This window comes from Nocardia aurantia (assembly GCF_009604425.1).
Lineage (GTDB): Bacteria > Actinomycetota > Actinomycetes > Mycobacteriales > Mycobacteriaceae > Nocardia > Nocardia aurantia.
On record NZ_WEGI01000008.1, the window covers coordinates 313934 to 339938 of the forward strand.

Consider the following 26005-nt stretch of genomic DNA (forward strand, 5'->3'; position numbering starts at 1 on the left):
CCGCGTATCCCCGTGTCTCGGCGCTCGGTCCAGCTCGATCAAGCAGGCTCGTCGCCGGGTTTGTCGTCCTCGCCGGATTCGGGCGCTTCGCGGTCCTTGCGTTCCCGCTCGGCGCGCTCCCGGGCCTCGGTCTCCGCGAGCTGGGCCAGCGGGTCGTCGAACATCCCGGTGCCGCCGCCGATCACACCGTCGATGAATCCGGCCGGATTGTCCAGATCGTCGGAGGTGGGGAGCAGGTCGGGATGGGCCCAGATCGCGTCGCGGGCCTCGAGCCCGGCGTCGGTGGTCAGCCGCCGCCACAGCGCGGCCGCCTCGCGCAGTTTGCGCGGGCGCAACTCCAGGCCGACCAGCGTCGCGAAGGTCTGCTCGGCGGGACCGCCGGAGGCGCGACGGCGGCGCAGCGTCTCGGCGAAGGCGCCCGAACCGGGCAGCCGATCGCCGACCGCGTCGCCGACCACGACCTCCACCCAGCCCTCGATCAGGGCCAGCAGCGTCTCCAGCCGTTCCAGCGCGGCCTTCTGTTCCGGTGTGGTCTGCGGCTCGAAAGTGCCCTGCGACAACAACTCCTCCAACTTGGAGGGGTCGGCCAGCGACATCGGATCGAGGTTCTGCGCGGCCTCCTCGATCGCGGAGAAGTCCATCCGGATGCCGCGCGCGTAGTCCTCGACCGCGCCCAGAACCTGCTGTCGCAGCCACGGCACATGCGCGAACAGGCGCTGGTGGGCGGCCTCGCGGGCGGCGAGATACACCAGCACCTCGCTCTCGGGCCGTTCGAGGCCCTTCGCGAACTCCGTGATCGCGGCCGGCAGCAGCGCGGCGGTACCCGCCGGGCCGAGCGGCAGGCCGATGTCGGTGGAGGTCAGTACTTCCTTGGCCAGCTGGCCGAGGGCATTACCGAGCTGCGAGCCGAACGCCATGCCGCCCATCTGGCCCAGCATGCCGATCATCGGCGCCGCGAACTCCTTGGCCTCCTCGGGCAGGGTCGAGGTCCACATGCCGGAAACCTGCTCGGCGACCGGATCGCACAACCGCTTCCAGGTGGGGACCGTCTCCTCGATCCAGTCGTTCGGGGTCCACGCCACCGTCTTCGACGCTCCGGCGGGCAGGGTGGTGGCCGCGTCGAGCCACAACTCGGCGAGGTGGGCGGCGTCGGCGACGGCGCTGCGCGAGCCGGCCGAGACCGGGGCGACGGTGGTGCCGAGCTGTTGCCGGGCCAGCCGCTTGGCGAGGTCGTAGTTGACCGGGCCCGACTGGCTGCCCGGCTGGCCCATCGTGGAGAACATCTGGCCCAGTGAGCTCAGCATCTGGCCGAGCGCCGACGGATCGAATCCGGCGCCGGAACCACCCATCGGGAATCCGAACGGATTGTTCGCGCCGGAACCGGATCGATCGTCCCGCTTGTCGGGGTCGTCGTCGCGGTTCGAGAAGCCGAAGGGCACGTCGCTCATAGTGCCAACGTTACGCTGGTGCCATCGGACCAGCCGCTACTGTGGGCCGGGTGAACCGTCGGATCCTCACCCTGATCGCGGCCTTGTTGCCCATCCTCGTGCTCGGTGTCGTCGGCAGTGCCGTGGAGGTGCCTTTCGTCGCGTTGGGGCCCGGTCCCACCTTCAATACCCTCGGTGACGTGGAGGGCAGGCAGGTGGTCGACGTACAGGGCGCGCCCGTGGATCCGACCTCCGGAAACCTCAACATGACCACCGTCTCCGTTCGCGACGGGCTGAATATCTTCGAGGCGTTCGGGTTGTGGGCCGACGGCCGGTACGGCCTGGTGCCGCGGGCGGAGGTGTATCCCCCCGGGGTGCCGCGCGATCAGGTCGACAAGTCCAATCAGCAGGATTTCAAGGACTCCGAGGACAACGCCGAACTGGCGGCCCTGCACTACCTGAAGTACCCGACCAGGGTGCGGCTGCGGGTGGTCGCGGACGACGGCCCGGCCAAGGGCGTACTCCAGGTGGGCGACGAATTGGTCAGTGTCGCAGGCAAACCCGTCGCGACCTCGCAGGACGTGATCGAGGCGGTCCGCGGCGCGCAGCCCGGCACCGCCGTGCCGATCGTGCTGCGGCGCAACGGCGCCGAGCAGACGGTCACGGTGAAACTGGGTGCGCGCCCGGACGATTCGGCGAAGGGCTATCTCGGCGTGACCCCGGAGGAGGCCGCGCAGGGGCCCCTGCAGGTGACCTTCAACCTCGCCGACATCGGCGGCCCGTCCGCGGGCCTGATGTTCAGCCTGGCCCTGATCGACAAGCTCAGCAGCGGAGCCCTCAACGGCGGCAAGTTCGTCGCGGGCACCGGCACCATCGACCCGCAGGGCAAGGTCGGCCCGATCGGCGGCATCCAGTACAAGATGATCGCCGCCCGCGAGGCCGGCGCGGAGACCTTCCTGGTCCCCGCCGACAACTGCAACGAGGCCAAGCAGCGCAGCCCCGAGGGACTGCGGCTGGTCAGGGTCGACACCCTGACCACCGCGGTGCGGTCCCTGGAGGCGATCACCGCGGGGCAGTCGACGCCGACCTGCGGTTAGTCGCTATTCGGGGTCCTGCTCGAGCGTATTGCGCAGCGCGGCGACGATATCGTTCGCCAGATCCGGATAGGTGCGCAGATCGATGTCGCCGAACGGGTCCTCCTCGTCGGCGGCGGGCCGGACCTGCAGCAGCGCCAGCGAGGTGCCGTCGCGCAGCACACCGGCGAACAGCCGGGCGTCGCGGCGGTCCGGGTGGGTGGCGGCGGTGTCGCGCGCCGCGCGCCCGGCCGCGTCGCGATCGGTGAGCACCGGGAGCATCGCGTCGTCCAGGGCCTCCTCGGCGTCCGGCGGGAGCACCAGAATCTGTTGCACCAGAACACATCCGATCACCGAGTCCGGCCAGCTGGTGGTGGACAGGAATTCGTCGAGCGCGAATTCGCCGGTCACATCGTCGGGAAACGGCTCCTGCGCGACCGGGGTGAGCTCGGAACCGTCGTCGAGTTCGTCCTGCAACGACGGTTCGGCGGCCACCAGATCCAGCGTCGGCACCAGCGCGAACATCTGCGGCGGCCGGTCCCAGCCCTCGGCGTCGGCGTATTCCGCGACCTCGCGGATACAGCGGTACAGAGCGGAAGCCGGGTTAGCAACAGTCACGGGCAGCAACTTTAAGGCCTCCGGCATACGGCCGGGCACCCAGCGCGCCCAGGTGGTGAGGCATTGCGATCCAACGCAAGCCGTTTTACGTAGAGTGGGGCGCGATGGTCCCCTGGGACCACCCCGACATCGGAGTGCGGCGTGCAATGCGGCGTCGCCGGACCTGGGAGAGTGGCATCGTGGGCATGCGCCCCCCGACAGGCTTACCAACGCTGTCTCGACGCAGCCGGGTGCTGCTTGTGACGGCCCTCGTACTGGCGGCGCTGCTGCTGGTCGGGCCGCGATTGACCGACGCTTACACCAATTGGTTGTGGTTCGGCGAGGTCGGATTCCGGCGGGTGTACGGCACCGTGCTGCTGACCCGCATCCTGCTGTTCCTGGTGATCGCGGTCGCCGTCGGAGCGGTGATCTGGCTGGCGATGCTGTTCGCGTACCGGGCGCGGCCGGTGTTCGTGCCGACGGCCGGGCCCAACGATCCGATCGCGCGCTATCGCACCACCGTGATGGGCCGGCTGCGGCTGTTCGGTCTCGGCATCCCCGGTCTGGTGGGCATCCTGTGCGGTCTCGTGGCGCAGTCGAGCTGGGTGACGGTTCAGCTGTTCCTGCACGGCGGCGCGTTCCACGTCAAGGATCCGCAGTTCGGGCTGGACGTCGGCTTCTACGCCTTCGATCTGCCGTTCTACAAGATGGTGCTGAACTGGCTGTTCGTCGCCATCGTGATCGCCTTCTTCGCGAACCTGATCACGCACTACGTGTTCGGCGGCCTGCGGCTGTCCGGCCGGGAGGGCACGCTGACCCGGGCCGCCCGGGTCCAGCTGGCGGTCATCGCCGGACTGTTCGTGTTGTTCAAGGCGATCGCGTACTGGTTCGACCGGTACTCGCTGCTGTCGAGCACCCGCAAGGAGTCCACCTTCACCGGTGGTTCCTACACCGACATCAACGCGGTGCTGCCGGCGAAGCTGATCCTGTTGTCGATCGCGGTGATCTGCGCGCTGGCGTTCTTCGCCGGTGTGGTGCTGCGGGATCTGCGGGTGCCGGCCATGGCGGCGGCGCTGCTGGTGCTGTCGTCGATTCTGGTGGGCGCGGTGTGGCCGCTGATCGTGGAGCAGTTCGAGGTGCGGCCGAACGCGGCCACCAAGGAATCGGCCTACATCCAGCGCAACATCACCGCCACCCGGGAGGCGTACGGGCTCACCGATGACAAGGTCTCCTACGTCGACTACAAGGGTGTCGAGACGAAGGATCCGTCGACGATCCAGGCGGATCAGCAGACCATCAAGAACATCCGGCTGCTGGATCCGAATCTGCTGACGCAGACCTTCGTCCAGCGTCAGCAGCTGCAGAACTTCTACGGCTTCCCGGATCCGCTGGACATCGACCGCTACACCATCAACGGCGAGGTCCAGGACTACATCGTGGCCGCGCGAGAGCTGGTGCCACAGAACCTGTCCGGTAACCAGACCGACTGGATCAACAAGCACACCGTCTACACCCACGGCGACGGTTTCGTCGCGGCGCCGGCCAATCGGGTGAACGTCGCGCCGCCGAAGGAGACCCAGCAGGCGGCGACCGGCTCCGGCAGCAGCAACCCGTCCACCGGCGGCTACGGCTATCCGGTGTTCAACCTGGGTGACCAGTCCACGGTCAGCGACCTGTTCACCCCGAAGGACAAGCAGGCCATCAAGGTCGATCAGCCGCGCATCTACTACGGCGAGATGATCTCCAAGTCGGACGCGGACTACGCGATCGTCGGCGGCAACGGTCAGCCGCCACGCGAATACGACACCGGCACAGACCAATACACCTACACCGGGCACGGTGGTGTGCCGATCGGCAACTGGCTCAACCGTTTCGCCTTCGCCGCGAAGTACGCCGAGCGAAACATCCTGTTCTCCGGCGCCATCGGATCCGATTCGAAGATCATCTTCAATCGCGATCCGCGGGAGCGGGTGGCGCAGGTGGCGCCGTGGCTGACCGCCGACGGCTCCGTCTACCCGGCCGTGGTCGGTGGGCGGATCCTGTGGATCGTCGACGCGTACACCACGCTCGACAACTTCCCCTACGCGCAGCGCACCTCGCTCGACGGCGCCGCGGAGGATTCGGTCGATCAGAACACCGGCCGCGTGCTGCCCCGCAAGGAGGTCAGCTACATCCGCAACTCGGTGAAGGCCACCGTCGACGCCTACGACGGCACGGTGACCCTGTACGAGACGGATCCCACCGATCCCGTGCTGCAGGCCTGGCGCGGGGTGTTCCCGGGCAGCGTGAAGCCGTCGAGCGCGATCTCGCCGGAACTGCGCTCGCACTTCCGTTATCCGGAGGATCTGTTCAAGGTGCAGCGGGAGATGCTGGCCCGCTACCACGTGAACGATCCGCGAGAGTTCTTCACCAACAACGCGTTCTGGTCGGTACCCAGCGATCCGACCTCGGACGCGCCCACTACCGCCCATCAACCGCCGTACTACGTCCTGATCGGCGATCCGAAAACCGGTAGGGCGACGTTCAAGCTGACCAGTGCGATGGTCGGCTTCCGCCGGAACTTCCTGGCGGCCTACATATCGGTGGACTCCGACCCGGCCAACTACGGCAAGTTCACCGTGCTGAAATTGCCGACGGACTCGCAAACCCCGGGCCCCCAACAGGTTCAGACGTCGATGACAACCGACGCCCGAGTATCGAGCGACCGGACGGTCCTCACCGGCGGCAACACCAACAAGATCAAATATGGCAACCTCCTGACACTGCCGATGGGCGAGGGCGGCGTTCTCTACGTCGAACCCTGGTATCTGGAACGCAACAGTGGCCCCAACGCCGCCTCCTTCCCCCAATTGGTGAAGGTGCTGGCCAGCTACGGCGACAAGGTCGGCTATCAGGCCACCCTCGGCGACGCCCTCAACGACGTGAAGGAAGGCCTGGGCGGCGGCGCCACCCAGCAACCCGGCCAGCAGTCCGTCCTCCCACCGACCGTCCCCGGCGGCGGCACCCAGCCGACCCCGAGCACCCCGGTCACCCCACCGGTCCTGCCCCCCACCGGCTCGGCGGGCCGCGACGCCGCGGTCAGGAATATGAACGATGCCCTGAAGTCCGTCCAGGACGCGCAGCACTCCGGCGACCTCGGCCAACTCGGCCGAGCCCTGGAGGTCCTGCAGAAGGCGATCGACGACTACAACAAGACCGGGGGATAGGTCTTGGTCACCGGGGTGGCTCCGTCGCTGCTGACGGAGCCACCCCGGCGGCGCGTTGCTCCGCACGGTGCCGATCCATCAGTTCGTGGAACACATCGGCGGTCGACTTCGCACGCATACTTCGGCCGAGCCACATGACCAACTGGTCGGAGTTGAAGGTGCGCTCGATCTCGTGCTCGATGTAGTCGGGGATGGGGATCCGCTTGCCTCGGAGATACCCCATGAGGAATCCCTGCACGCGGATGCGATTCGAGGTCAGCGAGCGGTAGAACGATGGAGGTACGAGCATCGGACGGTCCTCGATTCGCTCAGTCGACGAACAGATCGGCGGCCGAGGTCACGGTGAAGGCTCTGTCCACCCAGGTCTCGAGTAGATCGACGTCTTGGGTATCGACGATGCGAGCACGGATGTCGCCGGGCACCTCGATGCCGCGACGGTCCAGGATGCGCAACAGAGTGTTGGCCACGCCTTCGGCGACACCCTCATCCCGTGCCGCAGCCCACAGTTGCTTCGCGGTCTTCGAGCGATAGAACATCTCCACAGACACGATCTTCCTCCACAGGTCACCGGCCGGCGAGTCACCGAGGCCGAGTTCGGTCAGGTCCGCGAAGTCGTCACCATCTCCGCTGTCGATCTGTTTCATGGCTTTGGCCAGAGCCGTCAATATCTCATCGATGCGTGGGTCGTCGGCATGGGCTATCGCCGACAGCACTGCCAGCGGGATGTCGTGCGCAGCCGTCGCTATGTCGGTGATGACGGGTAGTTCCGCAGGCCCCAGCACGATCGGGTGTAGCGCGAGGGTGGGGTGGAACGGGTGGCCGATCGGTGGCAGGGTCCGGATCTTGCGTGCGGTCGCCACGTCGTCGGTGATGACCAGCAGCACCACCGGTAGTTCGTATTTGTTGTGGACGTAGGCCACGTAGTACGGCCACGTGGCGCTCTTGTCCGGATCGTACGAGCGCTGTGCCTCCACCGCGAGAATGAATGTGCCTGCGGCGGTGAGGATTCGCAGCAGCGTATCCACGCGTCGTTCGATGGGTTCGATGGTCGTGAGGTCGACGGATAGTAGCTCGACCGCCAGTGGGTCGGGGAACGGCAGATCCAGCGTGCGCGTGGCGCGGGCGAATATGCCCGGGTCGGTCTGGAAGACCCGGTGCATCGCTTCGTGTTGGGCACTGACCATGCGGCCCAAGGTAGCGGCGAAATCTCGAAGATACGTTCGAGTGATTCGACCCAAATGTGCCATCGGAGCGTTGCTTTCGACACTCCGTACGGATTGGCAGTGGAGCTGTTTGTTGTGCTATGCGGATCGGCTATCGCGGAAACGGCAGCGGCGCTGCGGTCCCGGTGGGACGCAGCGCCGCTGGTCGGGGCTCAGTGGCCGAGCGACTGGATGAGTCCGTCGTTGTCCTGCAGGAAGCGCTGGTACTCGCCTGCGACGCCGTACTGGTTCGCGAGTTGGTCGCCGGTGGTGCGCGCTTGTTCGATGAGCGCCTGGCGCTCGTTCGGGGCTTGCGGCGCAACGGGTTCCGGTGCGGGGGCGGTCTCGACGATCGGCTCCGGCGAGGTCGGGCCCCAGCGCAGGTACTTGCCGCAGACCGGCCAGGCGCCCGCACCCTGGGAGGCGAGGACGTTCTCGGCGACGCGGACCTGCTCGTCCTTGCTGGCCTCGCTGGCCAGACCGCTGCCGCCGTTGGCGTGCCAGGTGCTCTGCGTGAACTGCAGGCCGCCGTAGTAGCCGTTGCCGGTGTTGATGTGCCAGTTACCGCCGCTCTCGCACTGCGCGACGCCGTCCCAGTCGTGGGCCGGTGCCGCGGTGGCCAGTGCGGATACTCCGAACGGTACGGCGGCGAGCGCGCCGGTGAGGGCGGCGGCGCCGAGGACGCGATTCGAGAACTTCCGGTTCTTGGTCATTGTGGTGTCCCTCCCCGTGCACTCCGCGCCGGCGCCGTGGCGCCGTCCCTGCCCCCAGGAGTCGGGGTTCCCGGGCCGCGGGGCAGGGTGCCGGTGTGCAGCGGTCCGGGTCGGAGCCCGTCACGGATGTTCCGGGCCGAGAACGAGATTAACGAAGGAATTCGGTCAGATCACGTCTTGATAACACAGGTAATTGAATGTAATGCATAACTGCGTAAAGTGATTCGCCGCAGCTAGGTGATGCCGTGGCGCGAATTCTGGACGGTCTGTTATTTGCCGTGATGTGTTGTTAATCACTCCCGAAACGTGACTTGCGTCACGTTTGCCCGCCTCTAATTCCGGCAACGCGCGCGGATGCACACTGACACGCACATGATTTCGGGCGCGATCGAGGTGAATTATCGAGTTCCGTACGGGATTCGAGACCTTCCGACCGGAAAACCCCGGCCCTGCACGCCGACTGCGCCGGTACGCCGCTGAAATATAACCGGCGTACCGGCTTTCGTGCCACAGATAATTGTTTTTGGTAACGAAACCGGTACGCCGGAATGGGGCGAAACGACAGTGGGACCGAGGCGAAAGCCTCGGTCCCACTGTCTTGTTCGGGAGGAAATCAGAGCGACAGCACGGTGGCCGCCGCGGTGCCCGGGGCACCGTAGACCTGCGCGTAGCCCACCCGCGGGTTGCCCGGCACCTGCCGCTCGCCGGCCTGGCCGCGCAGCTGCAGCACCAGCTCGTAGACCTGCCGGATACCGGAGGCGCCGATCGGCTCACCGTTGGCGATCAGGCCGCCGTCGGTGTTGATCGGCAGCCGGCCGCCGATCTCGGTGGCGCCCTCGGCGAGCAGCTTCTCCTGGTCGCCGTCGGCGCAGAAGCCGTTCTCCGCCATGTGGATCAGCTCGGCGCCCGCGTCGGTGTCCTGCAGCTGGATGACGTCGACGTCCTCGGGGCCGATGCCCGCGGCCTCGTAGGCGGCCCGGGAGGCGTAGACGGTCGGCGAGACGTCCTCGTCCACGGCGGCCCAGGTGCTGTGCACCTCGTACGCGCCGTAGCGACGGGTCCGAATCGCGGTGGACCGCAGGTACACCGGATTCGAGGTGTACCGGTGGGCGATATCGCCGCGGCACATGATCACCGCCGCCGCACCCTCGTCCGGCGAACAGAACATGTACTGCGTCAGCGGGTAGTTGAGCATCGCCGAGTTCAGGATGTCGTCCTCCGCGATCGGCTTGCGCCGGAACGCGTTCGGGTTCAGCACGCCGTTACGGATGTTCTTCGCGGCGATCTTGGCGAGCGTGCGCTGCGAGATGCCGTGATCCTGGATGTAACGATTCGCCTTGATACCGAAGAACTTCGTGGTGACGAACTGCCCGTTCTCCGCGTACCAGCCCGGCAGGCCGAGCTTCGCCGGATCGTCGGTGAACGCACCGCGCGGATGCTTGTCCATGCCGACCGCGATGCCGATGTCGTACCGGCCCGAGCGGATCGCCTCGGCGGTCTGTTCGATCGAACTGGCCGCTGTCGCACAGGCATTGAACACGTTGGTGAACGGAATGCCGGTGAGACCGACCAGCCGGGTGACCGCGTCCGGGTTGCTCACCTCGTAGCTGCCGCCGAAGCCGAACTGGATGTCCTTCCATTCGATCTTGCCGTCGGCGAGCGCGAGATGGATTGCGTCGGCGCCCATTTCGATGGCCGACTTGGGGAACCGGCCGAACGGGTGCAGGCCGATGCCGATGATGGCAACGTCGTTCATGTCTGTCTCCTTCAGGCCGGCTGGAAAGCGACGGTCACGACCTCGTCGCCCGCCTCGTCGACGTACAGCGGCACGAAGGTCAGCTCGAGCTCCATACCGATCTTCAGATCGTCCGGATTCGCGGTGGTCAGCCGCGACTCCACGCGCACCTCGTCACCGAGCTGGACCAGGCCGATGCCGAACGGCTCGAAGGTGTCGGCGGTCTCCTTGCCCGCGTACGGCAACTTCGGGACGAAGCCCTGCGTCGTCCAGGCCACCAGGGTGCCGCGGCGCGGCAGCAGCCGCTCCGACATGTCCGGCTTGCTGCACCGCGGGCAGTGATCCTGCTTGGGCCACGTCACCGCGCTGCACGAACCACACCGGCTGCCGATGAGCTGCGGGTCCTCTGCAGGCCACGTGGATGCTTCGGGCGCGAGCGCCTTCGCCATGTCCCGTCCTCCGTAATTCGTTTGCCCAGGTCACCGGGCCGATCGCGGTCAGCATCCGATTACCTATGTCGATAATGGAAATGTGATTCTCAGAATTGTACACACGGTTTTCGTACGGGGTAAGTGATTGTGCGCACCCGGCTGACCGGCGACCGGGTCGATCGTCGAAAACCGCCTTCCACCAGGCGATTGGGAGTTCCGAGGGTGCGTGCGGTAGCGTATTCCACAGCGACGCGGGGTGGAGCAGCTCGGTAGCTCGCTGGGCTCATAACCCAGAGGCCGCAGGTTCAAATCCTGTCCCCGCTACTGAACGAACGGCCCCGGAACCACTGGTTCCGGGGCCGTTTCGCATCTCCGGGTCGTTCGCCGAATCCCGGCCGGAGCGGTTTCCATCGTCTAATATAAGTTCAAACTTATATAAGGAGGTTTGTCATGTCCCTGCTCGAGGACCCGATCGCCACGGCCGGCCTGGTGGCCCGGGAGGTCCGGACCGGTTCACGCGGTGGCGCGACCACCCGGATCGCCGTCGCCCGGCGGCAGTACCCGACCGGCCGGGCCGATCTGTGGGACGCGCTCACCAGCGCGGATCGGCTGCCGCGCTGGTTCCTGCCGGTGGAGGGGGAGTTGAAGGTGGGCGGCCGGTATCAGCTCATCGGCAACGCCGGTGGCGTGATCGAGGAGTGCGACGAGCCTCGCCGCCTGGCCGTGACCTGGGAAATGGGGCCTATGGTGTCCTGGTTGACGGTCGCCCTGTCCGAGGCGGGCGACGGCACCGTGCTGGAACTCGTCCACGAGGCGCCGGTCGATCCCGAGTTCTGGACGCGGTACGGGCCGGGTGCGGTCGGCGTCGGCTGGGATCTCGCGCTGATGGGCCTCGGCCTGCACATCGAGTCGGGTGCGCCGGTGGATCCCGAGGTCGGAGCGGCCTACCCCACCACCCCCGAGGGCCGGGAATTCGCGCGGGCCACCGCGACCGCGTGGGCGCGCGCGGCCACCGCCGACGGCGACGATCCCGCCGCCGCGCAGGCCGCGGGGGAGAACACGTTCGCGTTCTACACCGGCGCGCCGGAGGACGGTACGGACTCCTGATGGATCGAGCATCGGCCCGGATCTTCGACGCTCTCGGAGATCCGGTTCGCCGTTCCATCCTCGAACTGCTGCGCGCGGGCGAGCAGCCCGCCGGCGCGATAGTCGCTGCCGTACAAGCGATTACGCCCATCTCGCAGCCGGCGGTCTCCCAGCATCTCAAGGTGCTGCGCGAGGCCGGCCTGCTGTCCGCGCGCGCGGAAGGCACCCGCCGGATCTACACGCTCGACACCACCGGGACCCGGACCGCCCAGGACTGGCTCGCCTGGCTGCTGGATCCGCTGGCGCCGTTCGCGCAGCCGCTGGACGCGCTCGCCACCGAGGTCGCCCGCGGCAAGCGGGAACGTCGCGGGGAACGGTCCGATGACCGGGACGTCCGGCCCGCCTGAGTGACGGCGAACACCCCTCGGCGACGGTCCCGTTCGTTTTCTGTCCTGGGTTCGGCCGGATCCGTCGTTTTCCGCACAGACGGCTGGTAGGACCTGAGGTCAGACTGGAGGATGCGGCTTCGCCGGATGCGGTCACGTTCAGTACAGAGCGCCGGACCCCCGAGACGGACCGCCGGAGGAACTGATGTTCGATCACTCCGCACCACCGTCCACCGCCAACCGGTCCCGCCGCGGCAGCGACCCGTATGACGACATCGAGCCCTGGCTGGACAAACTGGCGGCGCTGCCGGTCGGCGACCGGGAACACACCCGACTGCGGGAACGTATCGTGCATCGCTGCCTGCCGCTGGCCGAGCACATCGCGCGCCGCTACACCGGCCGCGGCGAGAACTACGACGATCTGTACCAGGTCGCTTCCATGGCATTGCTGCTCGCCATCGATCGTTTCGACCCCGCCAAGGGAACCTCGTTCGTCTCGTTCGCCGTACCGACCATGATGGGTGAGGTTCGCCGTCACTTCCGTGATCGGACCTGGGCACTGCGGGTTCCCCGCAGTACCAAGCAGCTGCAGGCCTCTCTCGGTCCCGCCATCGAACGACTGTCCCAGCGCTTGCAGCGGCAGCCCAAACCCTCGGAGCTCGCCGCCGAACTCGGCGTGGACCGCGAGGAGATCACCCACGCGCTGCTGGCCGCCAACGCCTACAGCACCGACACCATCGACGCCGCCGCCGACAGCGGCGAGGGCCCGCGCACCTCCACGCCGCCGGCCCTGATCGACGACGACAGCGACAGCGGTTATCAACTCACCGAGGACGCCCTGGCCATCGCGCCCCTGCTGCTGGAACTGCCCGCGCGCGAACGCCGCGTCCTGCGACTGCGCTTCTACGAACACCGCACCCAGCTCCAGATCGCCGAACAACTCGGCGTCTCGCAGATGCAGATCTCCCGCATCCTCACCAAAACCCTTTCGGCACTGCGGGAACAAGCGCTACAGGACTGAACGCGCCTCGACTCGACGCTGATTATGTTGTCCGGCAGTGGTTTCCACTGCCGGACAACCTCGGTGAAGGGCCCGGTGCGGCGTGGCTCCGCCCCGACCGGCGCCGGCATCGCCGCGAAGGTGAGCCGGAACCCGCCCGCGATATGGTGCAGTGAACCCATGCGATTGGATCAGGTGACGGTCGGATCGACCGATCTTCCACGGGCGGAACACTTCTACACGCTTCTCGGGCTGCGGGTGATCGTGCGGACTCCCGACTATCTGCGGTTCGAATGTCCGAGCGGCGACAGCACGTTCTCGGTCGACCGGGTCGGCACCGTCCCGGCCGATGAGCAGGTCACGATCTATTTCGAGACCGAGGACCTCGACGCCGAGTGCCGCCGGCTACAGGACGCCGGTATCGAATTCGACCAACTGCCCGCCGATATGTCCTGGCTGTGGCGGGAGGCCAGACTCCGCGACCCCGACGGCCATCGGCTCTGCCTCTTCCACGGTGGTGACAATCGGCGAAACCCGCCCTGGCGGTTGGAAACCGAGGGGTAGCGTCGCGCACCCGAGTGGCCGAACAACGATGGCGCGGCGTGCGTTTGAAACGGGTGCGACGAGGAATAGCGGTTGCGACACCTCTGGGTGGACAAGGAGGTTCAGATGTCAACCGTGGTAATTGTCGTTGTCATAGTAGTAGTCGTGGCCGCTGTGCTGGCGGTGGCGGCGCAGCCGATGCTGCGTCGCCGGCGACTACGCGAACGCTTCGGGCCCGAGTACGACCGGACCGTGACCGAGTCCGGGGATCGGCGTACCGCGGAACGCGAACTGGCCGAACGTGAACGCAGGCATTCCGAGTTGGACCTGCGCGAACTGTCGGACGATCAGCGTCAGCGGTACACCACCCGGTGGACCGAGGTACAGGAACGGTTCGTCGACGATCCGGAAGCGGCGTTGCAGGACGCCGACCAGCTGATCGTCTCGGTGATGGCCGAACGTGGTTATCCCACCGAGGATTTCGATCAGCAGGTCGCCGACCTGTCGGTGGAGCACGCCGAGCCGGTGGGCCGCTACCGCGTCGCCCACGAGATCGCGACGCGCTCCGACGGGAACGGCGTGTCCACCGAGGACATGCGCACCGCGATCGTGCATTACCGAGACCTGTTCCAGGACTTGCTCAATGGTGACACCAGCAACGAGAAAGCCACACGATCATGACAGTTGAACACGACCGTACGCACGACGAGCACACGCCCGGGAAGTTTCCGCACGACGACACCGAGCACGAGATCCTCGATGCCGAGGTGGATCCGGAAACCGAACGCGCACAGCACGACCGGGCCGACGAGGTCGAGGAGAACGAATTCTCGCCGAAGTACCAGGGCACCGACGATGCCGAGGCGGAGACCCTCGGCGAACGGAAGCCGGTATCGGAGGGCGAGGCCGGGAACCACGGACTCGAATCCGCCTCGGCGGTCGAGGATCCGGACGACGAGTTCCGCCCGGCAGCGGATCGGGATTTCGGCACGGAACCGGCCGCAGACGAGGAGAGGCTCGAAAGCGATTCCCGCGGAGCGGATCACGAGCCGGAAGCCGCGGATTCCGCGGGCGAGTACGCCCCCGGTTCCGAGAATCGGGTGATCGAACCCGAGACCGGCCTGCCCGAGGCGAAGGACGAGGACGCGGTGGCGGATACCGAGACCGAGCCGGCGCTCGGCTCGGATCCCGGCGTCGTCTCGGAGCGACTGGAGGCCAACGGTTTCGGGACGTCCGAGCAGCAGGCCGTACCGGGGTCCGTGGGCTCGGATTCCGACGCGCTGTTCGCGTCGACCGACGTCGAGGGGCTGCGCAGCCGATTCCGGGAGGCCCAGGGCAACTTCGTGGACGACCCGCACGACGCGGTCGTGAAGGCGGACGAACTCGTCACCGAGACGATCGAACAGCTGACGACCGCCCTCGCCGACCGCAAGCGCGCGCTCGAGGGCCGGTGGTCCCGGGATACCGGCGGCGGTGACGTCACCGAGGATCTGCGGCAGGCGCTGCGGAGCTACCGCACCTTCCTCGACCAACTGCTGGCCGTCGGCAAGTAGCCCGAACTCGGTTCGCCCATAGCGTCATGTTGCCCGGTCGCCGAACGGCGACCGGGCAACATGCGTTCGGGTGGACAGTCGGATCCGGGCCGGGCAGAATCGTCCGATGGATACGCGGTTTCCTTGGCCGAAACACTCATGAGTGCGCCGGTGGATTACCCGATCTCGCTGGCCGTCGAGGACTTCGTGCCGGTGCTGCTCACGACCGGCGGCGTGCTGTTGCTGGCCCGCCGTTGTCCCGGCCCCCGGATCGTGGTGGCGGCGGCCCTGATCGGCGCAGGCGGATTCGCCAAGGCCACCGCCAAACTGATCGCGGCGGCGGGCGGTCCCGATCTACCGTGGTTGCGGGACATGCTCTTTCCGCTGTTGACCGTCGGATTCGCGCTGCTCTACCTGAGCTTGACGCGCGACTCCGCGCACCGCCGCCTGCGCGGAGCGGCCGCCCTGACTGTCGTCGCGCTGTGTGCCGTCGCGGCGGTCCTTGCCGGTGGTCCGCTGCCGATGTTGATGAGTACCACCGTCTTCGCGACGCTCACCGGCATCCATCTCATCGGACTCGCGCGCCGCGACGGCGATCGGACGGCCGCCGTCCTGATCGGCAGCCAGCTCACGGCCTTCTTCGTACTCGGCCCACTGGGCTCGCGGCCCGATCAGACCGTGGTCCTGCAATGGGCGGAACAACTCTGCAACACCGCCGCCCAAGCGGCCTTCCTGGTGGCCACCCGGAGATTGACCGCGGCGCGAGTGGACGCGCCATCGGAGAGCGCGCAGGCGCATCCCTGAGCCGGCACGGAAACCCTTCCTGCCCTATGGGTATCCCACCGAAGTACGTGAATCCCGGGCCGATCAGCCGGCGAGGAGGTACAGCGGCTCGTCATCGACGGTGCTGCAATAGCATTCGCCGTCGCAGATGGTGCAGGCGTCGCAGCCGGCGCAGCAGTCGTCGGCGCGATGACCGCACACCGGGTTGATGTCCCAGCCGAACGTATCGTCGACCGGACGCAAGGGGTGCCGCCGAACGGGTGGAATGTTCATAGGCGCATCATTGCGCGGGGTACCGACAAGTTTCGTCGCCCTATTCGACGATGAGCTCCACCGGGATGTTGCCGCGGGTAGCGCTCGAGTACGGGCACGCCTCATGGGTCGCGGCGAGCAGTTCCCGGCCGAGCTCGGGCCCGATCTCGTCCGGGAATTCGGCGCGCAGGCGCGCGGACAGGCTGAAACGACTCTCGCCGTCGGGTCCGTGGAGGCCGACCTCCGCCGTGATCGACACGTCGGCGACGGCGGACGCGGGAATCGACCTGCCGCCCGCGAGGAGCTTCAGCACGCTCGCGAAGCAGGCCGCGTATCCGGCGGCGAACAGTTGTTCCGGATTGGTGCCCTTCCCGGTTCCGCCGAGCTCCTCGGGAAACGCCAGTTCGACGTCGAGACGGCCATCGGTGGTCACGGCACGTCCGTCCCGGCCGTTGGCGGTGGCGACTGCGGTGTAAGCGGCGGTCATGGCTACTCCTGGTGTATCGAATTACGGCCAGACAGGTCTGTCTGGTTGGGAATACTAGACAGACCTGTCTGGTAGGGTCAAGGCATGATCGCGGATTCCGGAAGGCCCGAACGTTCCGCGCGGCGGCGCATCCTCGACGTGGCGCGCGGACTCTTCTATCGGGAGGGCATCCGCGCGGTGGGGGTCGACCGCATCATCGCCGAGGCCGGCGTCGCGAAAGCGACCTTCTACCACCACTTCTCCAGCAAGGACCAGCTGGTGTGCGCCTACCTCGACGAGGTCGCCCAGCTGGAGCGCACCGCGGTGGCCGGCTTCACGGAGCTGCCGCCGCTGCGGCGATTGCAGGCCGTCTTCGACCGGATCGCCGAGATCGGCTGCGGCCCGGACTTCCACGGTTGCATGTACATCAACGCCGCCGCTGAGTATCCCGACGCGGGGCACCCGGTGCGCGCGGTCATCGACGATCAGCGGCGCTGGTTCCGGGAGTTGTTGCGTGAACTGCTGATCGAGCTCAACCATCCCGATCCCGACGCGGCGGTGGGCATGCTGGTGTTCGTCCGCGACGGCATCATGGTCGGCAGCAATCTGGACGACACGGCGAGCGTGCGGGCCCGGACCCGCGATGCCGTCGGCCGACTGCTGGCGGACAGCATGCGATAGCGCGGCGGTGAGAAGTTCACTCGCCGTGATCGTTCAGTGCCGCCAGGATGGCGTCGATGCCGGGGCCGCCGTCGTGGACGACCCGCGGTATCCCGAGTTCGGTGCACAACGACAGGGCCGGGCGGACGATCTCCGTCGCTTCGGCGCGGGCGCCGGCGGCCCAGCGGCAGCAGGCGTACAGCAGGCGTGCCTCCAGCAGCGCGCGCGGGCGATACTGGGTCGCGATCTCGCGGACCATGGTTTCGGCACGGCGGCAAGCGGTTTCGATATCGGCCGGGGTGCCCGCGGCCAGCAGCAGCCGGATTGCCGCATCCTCGGCCAGTTCGGCGGTGACGGCGTGAATCCGGTTGTCGTGCCGGCGATACGGCGGACGGTTCAGCAGGCCGGTCCGCACCTCGTCCGGGATCGGCAGGCCCGCGCGCACCCGTTCGCCGACGATCGCGGCGGCCATCCGGGGCACCGATTTCTCCCGGGCGATCCGGGCGCCGGTGGTGAGCACCTGTTCGGCGCGGTCGCGGTCGCCGCGAAGCGCGGCCAGCCGGGCGGCGACGGCATACGTCGCGATCAGGAAGTCCACCGCGCCGGCGTGCCGGTCCAGGGTGCCGGCGGCGCGCAGCAAGCGGTCGGCCTCGTCGAGCCGGCCCTGCTGATAACGCAGCGCCCCCAGCAGCGCGCCGACCTCCATCGAGATCCGGATGCCCAGATCCGCGCTGCGAGGCACCCGGACGGGGGCGGTGTAGTGCCCCTCGGCCGCGGCCGTGTCGAGGCGTTCCGAGGCGGCCAGCCCGGCCAGGCAATGGCTGTGCTGCAACAGGACCGGTCCCACCACCGCCCCGTAGCGGACCGCCGATCGGAACCATTGATCCACTTCGGCGAAGTCGTAGCGGTTCAGGGCGGCGAAGCCCGCGAGGTCGGAGGCGGCCACCCCCACGATCGGCGGGGTCGACTCGTCGAGGTTCTCGGCCAGGATCTCGGGCAGGCCCTCGAAACGGTCGGTCAGATACTGATCGAGACCCTCGATCGTGGCCACTTCCATTCGCACCCCGAGGATTTCGCCGTCCGGTACGCCGCCGGCCGCCACCACCGCCCGCACCCGGTCCAGTGCGATGTGGACCTGGGTGCTGCGCTCCATCCCGAGATTGGCCCAGGCGGCGCCGAGTTGCAGGCGCGCCCGCGATTCCGTCAGGGGGCTGGGCAGTTTCGCCATCAGGCCGAGGAACGTCGCCATCCGGAACGACTGGATCAGATTGAGACAGTGCGCCTCCACCAGGTCCACCGCCTGCTCGGATTCGTCGGCGGCCAGCGCGTGATCGACCGCCTCGACCAGCATGTCGTGCTCGGCGAACCACTGCGCGGCCCGGCCGTGCAGCGCCGTCACCCGATCCGGATCCTGCTGGGAGAGCTTGCGCTGCAAGTGATCCGCGAAAAGCCGGTGGTAGCGGAACCATTCGTCGGTGTCGTCCAGGCGTTGCAGGAACAGATTCCGGTCGGCGATCTGCTGCAACAGCTCCTGGCTGTCGGTCCGGCCGGACAGCGCCACCGCCAGATCGGCGCGGATCTTGCCGGTGATGGTGGTCGCCATCAGGAAGTCGAGCAGCGACGGCTCCAGCGAATCCAGCACGTTCTCGGTCAGATATTCGCCGATCACGTGATAACGGCCGGTGAGGTTGTCGATGAACCCGGCCGGATCGTCACGGCCGTTCAGCGACAGCTGGGCCAGTTGCAGTCCGGCGGCCCAGCCCTCGGTGGACTGCTGCACCTTGTCCACCTCGTCGGTGTCCAACGCCAGGCCGTTGCGGTCGACCAGGAAGGTCTTCGCTTCGTTCGTATCGAAACGTAGTGCGGCGGCGTCGATTTCGACCAGCTCGTCCGCAACGAGCAACGTGGACAACGGCAGTCCGGACCGGCTGCGGCCGGTCACCAGGATCCGCAGGTGGTGACAACCGTTGCGCAGCAGGTAGTCCATCGCCCGGAGGGTGTGTCCGCCGCGGACCCGCTGCCAGTCGTCCACCACGAGCAGCATTTCCCTTCCGCTGTCGTGGATCTCGTCGATCAGTGCCGACAACACCGATCGGGTGGCGTCGGAGGTGCGGCCCTCCAGCATCGCGCCCATCTCGCGGGCCAGCTCCGGGCGCACGCGGCGGATCGCCTCGATCAGATGGGTGAGGAACCACACCACGTTGTCGTCGTCGGCGTCGGCGCTGAGCCAGGCCACCGGCGTCCCACCGGATTCCACCTCCCGCGCCCACTGCGCGGCCAGCGTGGTCTTGCCGAAACCGGCGGGACCGTGCACCAGGATCAACCGGCGCCGCCCGCTGTGGCGCAGGATCTCCAGCAGCCGGGTCCGCTCCACCGCCGTCCGCGGCGCGGTCGGCGGCCGGAACTTGGTCGCCGCGAAGGGCGGCGGCGGGGTCGAGATCGAACCGGCCGAACCGGCGGGCAGGACCCCGGCCGGTGCCGCGAGGGACATGTCCGCGGGGACCGCCATGATGTCGACCGGTTGCCCGGCACGACGCTGCACATCGCGCAGCCGTTCCCCGAACACGGTCGCGGCCGCCGGGCGTTCCGCGGGATCGATCGCCATCGCCGCCTCGAGCACCACGCAGATCGCGTCCGGTATGCCGTAATCGCGGAGATCGGGCAGGCGCGACCCGGTGATGCGGGCCAACTGCACCTCGAGCGGTTCCCCGGTCCGCCGCTGGAACGGCGAATGCCCGGTGAGCAGGCAATACATCGTCGCCGCGAGTGCGTACACGTCGGCGGCGGGCGTCGGGGCCCGGCCGCGCAGCACCTCGGGCGCGGTGAAAGCCGGTGTGCCGTGGATCGTTCGCGACTCCGTGGCCGTGGCGTCCACGATCTCCGCGATCCCGAAATCCGACAGCTGCGGTTCGCCGTAATCGGTGAGCAGGATGTTGCCGGGTTTGACGTCGCGATGCATGATGCCGAGCGCGTGCGCCGCCGCCAGCGCCCCGGCCATCTTGACCCCGATCGACAGCGCCTCGGGCCAGCGCAACGGGCCCATCTCCCGCAGCACCCGGTCCAGGGAGCCGCGCGCGAAATACGGCATCACGAAATACGGCCGGCCGCTCGCGGTGATGTCGACCGTGAAGATCGGCACGATGTGCGGATGCCCCGACAACCGGCCCAGCGCCTGCTGCTCCCGGACGAACCGCTCGCCCTCGGCGCCCGGCACCTCGGAGGACAGCACTTTGACCGCGACATACCGTTCCAGGCCGTATTCGAGGCACCGATACACCACCCCGAAACCGCCGCGCCCGATCTCCTCGGGAACGTCGAACCCGGCCGCCGCCAACTCCGCGACGATTCCGGTCGACATGTCTCGTCGGGTCGGGGCGCCATCCGATCGGTCCATGATTGCTCGTCAGTCGTCATTCGATTCGGATGCGAGGTCGTTCCGATCAGCCTCGGATCCTCGGCCGTCAAGGATAGTCGGATTCATCGTGGCGCGCCTGCGCCGAGGCTGAGGAGGGTGGTGCCGCCACCGTCGATGTTGTATTCCGACCCGGTCAGATAGCTCGCTTCGTCGGAGGCGAGGAAGACCAGGAAGTTCACCACGTCCGCCGGCTCGGCGATCCGCCCCAGCGGCGACATCTTCGGTCCGAGCGCCGCCAGGGTGCTGCCGGCCGCGGCGGCGCCGTATTCGGCCATGCCGGTCCGGACGTAGGTCGGGTGCACCGAATTGACCCGCACGTTGGCCGCGGCGTACTCGGCCGCCACATCCTTGGACATGGTGCGGACCGCCCCCTTGCTGGCCCCGTACAGGGTGTGCCCCGCCACGCCGACGAGGCCGGCGATCGAGGACAGATTGACGATCGCGCCGCCGCCGGTGTCGGCCATCTTCGGCGCGGTGTGCTTCATGCCGAGGAACACCCCGGTCACGTTGACGGCCATCAGCCGGTTCCAGTCCGTGAGCGACGTCTCGGCGAGCGGGCTGATGAGGTAGATCCCGGCATTGTTGACCAGGACGTCGATCCGGCCGTGCGCGGCGAGGGCGTGCCCGGTGACGCCGATCCACCCCTCCTCGCTGCTGACGTCCTGGGCCAGGAATTCGGCCCGTCCCCCGTTCGCCACGATCTTCGCCACGACGGCCCGGCCCGCGTCCTCGTCGACGTCGGTCGCGACCACCACGGCGCCCTCGGCGGCGAACCGGGTGACGGCCGCGGCGCCGATCCCGTTCGCGGCGCCGGTGACGAGGACGACCTTGTTCTGGAGACGAGCCATGCTGCCGTTCCTTCCGGTCGGTGGGCCGGGCACGGATGCCGGTCCGTTCTACGATCCACGCGCCCGCCCGGATCACGGCACATTTCCCGGCCGCCTCGATCAGATCGAGACCGGACCGGGCACTCGTTGCCGAATCGAGTCGCGCCGGTCCACCACCCCTCCCGGCGTCCCTGCCGAGGCCGCGTACCCGCCCTCGTCGCACCCGGATATCGAAACATCAACGCCCCGGCCCATCTTCGCGAGCTAAGCTCGAACAACGCACGTGCCCAGACCTTTTCGCCTGCACGTGCACCCGGGCGGTACCAGGTGGGGAGGTAGTCGTGTTGCTCCTGATCGACAACGAGTCGGCGCTGTCGACGGCGGAAGAGCGCTTCGCCGAATGGATTCGGTGGAGTCCCGCGCAACCGGGCGTGGTCCTGATGAATGTCCGGATCCCCGACCGCGGCAACGGTACTCGGCAACTGGACGCGCTGATCTGGACCCCGCAGCGTTGTATCGCCGTGGAGGTCAAGGGTTTTCACAGCCGCCAGGACGGCGTGCTGGTGGTACCGCCGAACGGCCCCTGGCACATGGCCGACGGGCGCCCCGCGGCCCTGCACGGCAACGGGGACGGCCACAACCCCCTGGACCAGGTCCACACCAACACCATGACCACCAAGAACTGGCTGGAGAAGACCACCGGAACCCGCTGCGCCGTCCACGGCCTGGTCCTGGTCCTGCTACTGCCCGATCAGGACATCCCCGGCCTGGACGCCCCGCGCCGCCCACCCATGACCGACATCATCATCGAGGACTTCGACGTCTTCCGCTACTACCTCGACCGCGTCTCCGACCAGCCGATCGAGTGGACGTCCGACCGCATCGCCCCTCTGCTCGACGCCCTCGGCCTGCACCACCTCCACGCCGCCGACCCCACCGCCCTCGCCGAAGCGATGGGCGAGCACGTCGCACCCCCGCCGATCCGCGAACGCTGAAGGAGCGCGGACCGACCCCCGCTGTGTCCGTCGATGCGACGATGCTGGTCGCACAGTAGTCCGGTGGTCGTGTTGTACCGAACCCCGGACCTGGATCCGCGAGACGAGACCGTTCTCGCGGAGATCGAGGAACTCCGGAGCCGGTTGCGCTACCTCGTGCAGGAACCTCGGCGCTGGGATCGCCCGCTGCGCCGCAACCTGGTGGCGCGCGCGATCGTGGGTTCGAACACGATCGAGGGTTACACGGTGAGCCTCGACGATGCCGAGTCGGTCGTCGCCGGCGCGGACGGTCACGCCGAGTCCGGCGACGCGGCACTGGCGGCGGTCGCGGGCTATCACGAGGCGCTGGCCTATGTGCAGCAAGCAGCACAATTCGAGGTTTTCGCCTACGAGGAAATGCTGCTGTCCGCACTGCATTTCATGATGCTGCGGCACTCCCTCGACAGCGGGCCGGGCCGTTATCGGGCCGGGCCGATCCTCGTGACCGGTGGCCGCGGACGTCCACCGGCCTATGTCGGCCCCGACCCCGGATGGGTCCCCGAGCTGATGGCGGAACTGACGACCTGGCTGCAAACCGGTGACCTCGATTGCCCGGTGTACGTGCGCGCGGCGATGGCACATCTGAATCTGGTGAGCATCCATCCGTGGCGGGACGGCAACGGCCGCATGTCGCGGTGTCTGCACACACTCGTCCTGGCGCGGGATCGGGTACTCGCACCGGAGTTCTCCTCGATCGAGGAGTGGCTGGGCATGAGCACGGTGAACACCGCCGAGTACTACACCGCGCTGGCGCAGGTGCAGGGCGGATCGTATCTGCCGGACCGTGACACCCACGCCTGGGTGCGGTTCACCCTGCGCGCGCACCACCTACAGGCCCAACTGGTCGATCAGCGAGTGCGGGCGGCGAAAGCCTTGTGGGACAAGGCCGTCGAGTCGACCGCGGAACTCGGTCTGCACGAGCGCACCGCCATGGCGCTGTTCTCCGCGGCGGAGGGCAATCTGCGCCGCGTCACCTATGCGGCGGACGAGGCGCTGACCAGGGACCAAGCGCTGCGAGATCTGAATCTGTTGCAGCGCATGGGGTTGATCGAGTCCGCCGGTGGTGGGGTGCGCCGGCATTATCTGGCGACCGGGCGCTGGCGGGATTCGGTCCGGGAGGTACTCGGCACGAACGAGTATCTGCGGGAGCCGTACGAGTAGCGGGTGCTCGCCGTCCCGGCCCGGCGGGGTGCCGGGCCGGGATGCGGTTCAGGACAGGCCGGCGGCTTCGGCGCCCGCTCCGATACCGGCGCCCACGATGCCACCGACCGCGGCGGCGGGGAGGCCGAGGGTGGCGGCTCCGACCGCGGCGCCGACGCCCGCGCCGACGACGCCGCCGACGACCATCGCGGCACCCGCGACCGGGATGGCGGCGGCGACCTCGGTGGCCACGGCCGGGACGAGCGCCGCGGTGCCGACACCGGTGCCGGCCAGGGCCACATCGGCGGCGATCGCCGTCAGGACGGCTCCGCCGGTGCCGGCCACCAGCCCGGTGGCGGCCCCGACGCCGGCACCGACCACGCCGCCGGCCAGACCGCCCACGACAGCGGCGGGCAGACCGACCACGAGGGCGCCGGCCCCGGCGCCCTCCAGCGCGTGCCGGCCGATGCGCTCGGCGTCCGGGACGGGCGGCGGGGTGGCGGCGGGTGCGGGCGCCGGCGCGGCGGCCGGGGGTGCGACGTTCGAGGTGTCGAGCGTGGGGGTGGCTTCTTCCGGCTGCTGACTGTGCTGTGGCGCAGCGGTTTTCATATCGTTCTGGTCGTCGGCGGTGGCCACGCCCTGCGGCGGCAGGGTGTCGAAGGGGGCGACCTCCGGGACGGCGGTGGCGGGCGTAGGCGCCACGTGCCGGTTGGACTCGGGACTCGGCCTCGAAAGATCGTGTATGCCCGGCATATCCGTGTCGTCGGCGATCGGTGCGGCGGTGGCGGCCGCATGCGCGGATCCCGCGTCGCTGATACAGGCGACGGCCAGCGCGAACGGTACGGCACCGGCTACGGCCGCCCGCCCGGTGGGCACAGCGCGATGGCGACCGGCCATGAGCCCCACTCTCCTTCACTTCGTGCAGTGAACACAGTCAACTTCGATCACAACTAGTACAGCCGTTCGGCCCGGATCGCAAGCCCACGATCATTGTGACGAAACACTATGCGGCACAGTGGCGCAACCACGCCGGACGGCCCTCGCGGACAGTGCGCCGGAACCGGATCCACCTCGCGTCCGGAAGCGCGCGACAGCCCGGAGCGGTGGGCGTGACCGGGGCAGATGGCGGCGAGCAGTGAGAGTTCGCGGCCACTGCCGTGGGGGCGTTGCCACCCGGTGTCGCGATGATCGGATTCCGTGATCGGACCGGCGCCGAGCCGGCCGTCCGGGTCGTCGGACGGCCCGCGGTGACTCTGCTGATCGGATCCCGGGGGCGGTGATCCGGTCGTCGCCGGTGCGGCCGGGCGGTAGGTCGCCGGTGGCTTCGTATCGGGAATCACCAACGGCGGCATGTGAATTCGTGGCACCGAACGCCGAATGTATCGAGGTGCGAGCCGAGGCCCTCGGCAGCCGCTGCGCCGGGTTCGCGCCGGTGATGGCCGGCTGATCGGGTGCTGTCCCGGGCTGCCGTCCACGTTCACGTCACGCGCGGATCAGTGCTGCGCGGAGGGACTTTCGGTTCACGCGCGGATCTGCGCTGCGCGGAGGGACTTTCGGTGAGGGGCGGCGGAGCCGGGGCGACCGGCGTTCTCCCCCGGAACGACTCGATTTCCCGCGCGAGCGACTCGCAGTGAGCTCGCCGACCCGGTGACCCACCGTCGACCTGCGCTTTTGCCCTTCCTAGGATGGCCGCATGCTCGTCGCGCTGCTGTCGTTCACGCTCGCCGCCGTGTTGCTGATCCTGTTGCCCGGCCCGGACACGCTGGTCGTCATCCGCGGCCTGGTCCGGGGTGGCCGCGGTGGCGGGCTGCGGACCACGGCGGGCGTGCTGTGCGGGCTGGTGGTCTGGGTGGCCGCCGCGTCATTGGGACTGTCGGCGCTGTTGCGCGCCAGTGAGATCGGCTACAACGTGCTGAAGATCGCCGGAGCCGGCTACCTGATCTGGATGGGTGCGCAGTCGCTGCGCTCGGTCCTGCGCCCGGCCCGCGCCGTGGCCGACGATCGCCCGCAGGCCGCGCTGCCCGGCCGGTCCGGCGGATTCGTCGCCGGACTGCTCACCGACCTGCTGAATCCGAAGATCGGCGTCCTGTTCGTCACCTTCCTGCCCGGATTCGTGCCCGACGGCTACTCGGTCGCGTGGACCACGCTCGGCCTCGGCGGCCTGTACATCGCGCTGTCGGCGCTGTACTGCGCGGGCCTGGTCGCGGCGGCGGGCAGGGTGACCGGGTGGATGCAGGCGCCGCGCATCCGCCGCCGGTTGGACGCGATCGCCGGGCTGGTGCTGGTCGGATTCGGCGTCCGCCTGGCCACCGAAGCGTGACCGCGCTGCCGGAGGTGTGGGTCCGGTGTGTGATCCGCAACTCTTGTTCCGACCGGCGCCGCTTGATAGAGTCCTCGGCGTCCTGTTGTCGTCGATCGGAGTCGGGACGTTGAACTTCTGAGGTAACCGCCGCGTGGCCCGCGATTCTCGCGCGCCGCATTTCCGCGTTTACCCTCG

At 68.3% G+C, this 26005-nt stretch carries 25 protein-coding genes and 1 tRNA gene; 14 read left to right on the forward strand and 12 right to left on the reverse strand.

What is annotated here, in order from left to right:
- Window positions 1–38 precede the first annotated feature (38 nt).
- Window positions 39–1448, reverse strand: coding sequence for a zinc-dependent metalloprotease (locus NRB56_RS19545; protein WP_153344197.1), 1410 nt, complete (start codon window positions 1446–1448; stop codon window positions 39–41).
- A 50-nt stretch (window positions 1449–1498) separates the two neighbouring features.
- Between NRB56_RS19545 and NRB56_RS19550 the strand changes: the two genes are divergently transcribed.
- Window positions 1499–2524, forward strand: a complete 1026-nt coding sequence (locus NRB56_RS19550) for a YlbL family protein (protein WP_319943230.1) — start codon at window positions 1499–1501, stop codon at window positions 2522–2524.
- 3 nt (window positions 2525–2527) lie between these two features.
- On the opposite strand, the gene NRB56_RS19555 is transcribed toward NRB56_RS19550, so the two are convergent.
- Window positions 2528–3145, reverse strand: coding sequence for a PPA1309 family protein (locus NRB56_RS19555; protein WP_153344198.1), 618 nt, complete (start codon window positions 3143–3145; stop codon window positions 2528–2530).
- Window positions 3146–3297: 152 nt separating this feature from the next.
- Here NRB56_RS19555 and NRB56_RS19560 point away from each other — a divergent pair, with 152 nt between their 5' ends.
- On the forward strand, window positions 3298–6303 hold the full coding sequence (locus NRB56_RS19560) for a UPF0182 family protein (protein ID WP_319943231.1): 3006 nt from the start codon (window positions 3298–3300) through the stop codon (window positions 6301–6303).
- Between the two features lie 7 nt (window positions 6304–6310).
- Here NRB56_RS19560 and NRB56_RS19565 read toward each other — a convergent pair whose 3' ends face one another.
- The 5 genes from NRB56_RS19565 to NRB56_RS19585 form a co-directional block, all read right to left on the reverse strand.
- Window positions 6311–6592, reverse strand: coding sequence for a hypothetical protein (locus tag NRB56_RS19565; protein ID WP_153344201.1), 282 nt, complete (start codon window positions 6590–6592; stop codon window positions 6311–6313).
- Window positions 6593–6611: 19 nt separating this feature from the next.
- Entirely contained in the window at window positions 6612–7487 is an 876-nt protein-coding gene (locus NRB56_RS19570; RefSeq protein ID WP_153344500.1) for a hypothetical protein, read from the reverse strand.
- A 191-nt stretch (window positions 7488–7678) separates the two neighbouring features.
- Window positions 7679–8218: a transglycosylase family protein gene (locus tag NRB56_RS19575; protein ID WP_153344203.1), complete on the reverse strand. Its 540-nt coding sequence runs from the start codon at window positions 8216–8218 to the stop codon at window positions 7679–7681.
- Between the two features lie 613 nt (window positions 8219–8831).
- Window positions 8832–9974 (reverse strand): thiolase family protein, encoded by a 1143-nt coding sequence (locus NRB56_RS19580; protein WP_153344205.1) that lies wholly within the window; start codon window positions 9972–9974, stop codon window positions 8832–8834.
- Between the two features lie 11 nt (window positions 9975–9985).
- A complete protein-coding gene (locus tag NRB56_RS19585; protein ID WP_153344207.1) occupies window positions 9986–10402 on the reverse strand; it encodes a Zn-ribbon domain-containing OB-fold protein in 417 nt (138 codons plus the stop codon).
- A gap of 232 nt (window positions 10403–10634) precedes the next feature.
- Here NRB56_RS19585 and NRB56_RS19590 point away from each other — a divergent pair.
- The 8 genes from NRB56_RS19590 to NRB56_RS19625 all read left to right on the forward strand — a co-directional run bounded on the left by NRB56_RS19590 (window position 10635) and on the right by NRB56_RS19625 (window position 15735).
- Window positions 10635–10708 (forward strand) — tRNA-Met (locus tag NRB56_RS19590).
- Between the two features lie 126 nt (window positions 10709–10834).
- Window positions 10835–11491, forward strand: a complete 657-nt coding sequence (locus tag NRB56_RS19595; protein ID WP_153344209.1) for an SRPBCC family protein — start codon at window positions 10835–10837, stop codon at window positions 11489–11491.
- Complete coding sequence (locus NRB56_RS19600) at window positions 11491–11877, forward strand: ArsR/SmtB family transcription factor (protein ID WP_153344211.1); 387 nt, start codon at window positions 11491–11493, stop codon at window positions 11875–11877. The genes NRB56_RS19595 and NRB56_RS19600 overlap by 1 nt, the downstream gene beginning before the upstream one ends.
- A 184-nt stretch (window positions 11878–12061) precedes the next feature.
- The gene (locus tag NRB56_RS19605) at window positions 12062–12877 is read left to right on the forward strand and encodes a SigB/SigF/SigG family RNA polymerase sigma factor (protein ID WP_153344213.1); all 816 of its coding nucleotides are present in this window, start codon (window positions 12062–12064) and stop codon (window positions 12875–12877) included.
- A 159-nt stretch (window positions 12878–13036) separates the two neighbouring features.
- Window positions 13037–13420, forward strand: coding sequence for a VOC family protein (locus NRB56_RS19610; RefSeq protein ID WP_153344215.1), 384 nt, complete (start codon window positions 13037–13039; stop codon window positions 13418–13420).
- A 105-nt stretch (window positions 13421–13525) separates the two neighbouring features.
- Window positions 13526–14080 (forward strand): hypothetical protein, encoded by a 555-nt coding sequence (locus NRB56_RS19615; RefSeq protein ID WP_153344217.1) that lies wholly within the window; start codon window positions 13526–13528, stop codon window positions 14078–14080.
- Entirely contained in the window at window positions 14077–14952 is an 876-nt protein-coding gene (locus NRB56_RS19620; RefSeq protein ID WP_153344219.1) for a hypothetical protein, read from the forward strand. The genes NRB56_RS19615 and NRB56_RS19620 overlap by 4 nt, the downstream gene beginning before the upstream one ends.
- Window positions 14953–15102: 150 nt before the next feature.
- Window positions 15103–15735 (forward strand): hypothetical protein, encoded by a 633-nt coding sequence (locus NRB56_RS19625; RefSeq protein ID WP_153344221.1) that lies wholly within the window; start codon window positions 15103–15105, stop codon window positions 15733–15735.
- Between the two features lie 63 nt (window positions 15736–15798).
- Here the strand turns inward: NRB56_RS19625 and NRB56_RS19630 are convergent, their stop codons facing one another.
- Entirely contained in the window at window positions 15799–15987 is a 189-nt protein-coding gene (locus NRB56_RS19630; RefSeq protein ID WP_153344223.1) for a hypothetical protein, read from the reverse strand.
- Window positions 15988–16027: 40 nt separating this feature from the next.
- The gene (locus NRB56_RS19635; RefSeq protein ID WP_153344224.1) at window positions 16028–16453 is read right to left on the reverse strand and encodes an Ohr family peroxiredoxin; all 426 of its coding nucleotides are present in this window, start codon (window positions 16451–16453) and stop codon (window positions 16028–16030) included.
- Between the two features lie 84 nt (window positions 16454–16537).
- On the opposite strand from NRB56_RS19635, the gene NRB56_RS19640 reads away from it, so the two are divergent.
- Window positions 16538–17113 carry a TetR/AcrR family transcriptional regulator gene (locus tag NRB56_RS19640; protein WP_153344226.1) on the forward strand — a complete coding sequence of 192 codons (576 nt, stop codon included), beginning with the start codon at window positions 16538–16540 and terminating at the stop codon, window positions 17111–17113.
- A 16-nt stretch (window positions 17114–17129) separates the two neighbouring features.
- Here NRB56_RS19640 and NRB56_RS19645 read toward each other — a convergent pair whose 3' ends face one another.
- Both NRB56_RS19645 and NRB56_RS19650 read right to left on the reverse strand, forming a co-directional pair.
- On the reverse strand, window positions 17130–20450 hold the full coding sequence (locus NRB56_RS19645; protein WP_153344228.1) for a serine/threonine-protein kinase: 3321 nt from the start codon (window positions 20448–20450) through the stop codon (window positions 17130–17132).
- Window positions 20451–20569: 119 nt separating this feature from the next.
- Complete coding sequence (locus tag NRB56_RS19650; RefSeq protein WP_153344230.1) at window positions 20570–21355, reverse strand: SDR family NAD(P)-dependent oxidoreductase; 786 nt, start codon at window positions 21353–21355, stop codon at window positions 20570–20572.
- Window positions 21356–21675: 320 nt separating this feature from the next.
- Between NRB56_RS19650 and NRB56_RS19655 the strand changes: the two genes are divergently transcribed.
- Together NRB56_RS19655 and NRB56_RS19660 are read left to right on the forward strand one after the other, a co-directional pair.
- Complete coding sequence (locus NRB56_RS19655) at window positions 21676–22329, forward strand: nuclease-related domain-containing protein (protein ID WP_194290909.1); 654 nt, start codon at window positions 21676–21678, stop codon at window positions 22327–22329.
- 63 nt (window positions 22330–22392) lie between these two features.
- Window positions 22393–23529 carry a Fic family protein gene (locus NRB56_RS19660; RefSeq protein ID WP_319943232.1) on the forward strand — a complete coding sequence of 379 codons (1137 nt, stop codon included), beginning with the start codon at window positions 22393–22395 and terminating at the stop codon, window positions 23527–23529.
- Between the two features lie 48 nt (window positions 23530–23577).
- Here the strand turns inward: NRB56_RS19660 and NRB56_RS19665 are convergent, their stop codons facing one another.
- Window positions 23578–24405 (reverse strand): hypothetical protein, encoded by an 828-nt coding sequence (locus tag NRB56_RS19665; protein WP_153344236.1) that lies wholly within the window; start codon window positions 24403–24405, stop codon window positions 23578–23580.
- Window positions 24406–25201: 796 nt separating this feature from the next.
- Here NRB56_RS19665 and NRB56_RS19670 point away from each other — a divergent pair.
- A complete protein-coding gene (locus NRB56_RS19670) occupies window positions 25202–25828 on the forward strand; it encodes a LysE family translocator (RefSeq protein ID WP_153344238.1) in 627 nt (208 codons plus the stop codon).
- The last annotated feature ends 177 nt before the right edge of the window (window positions 25829–26005 follow it).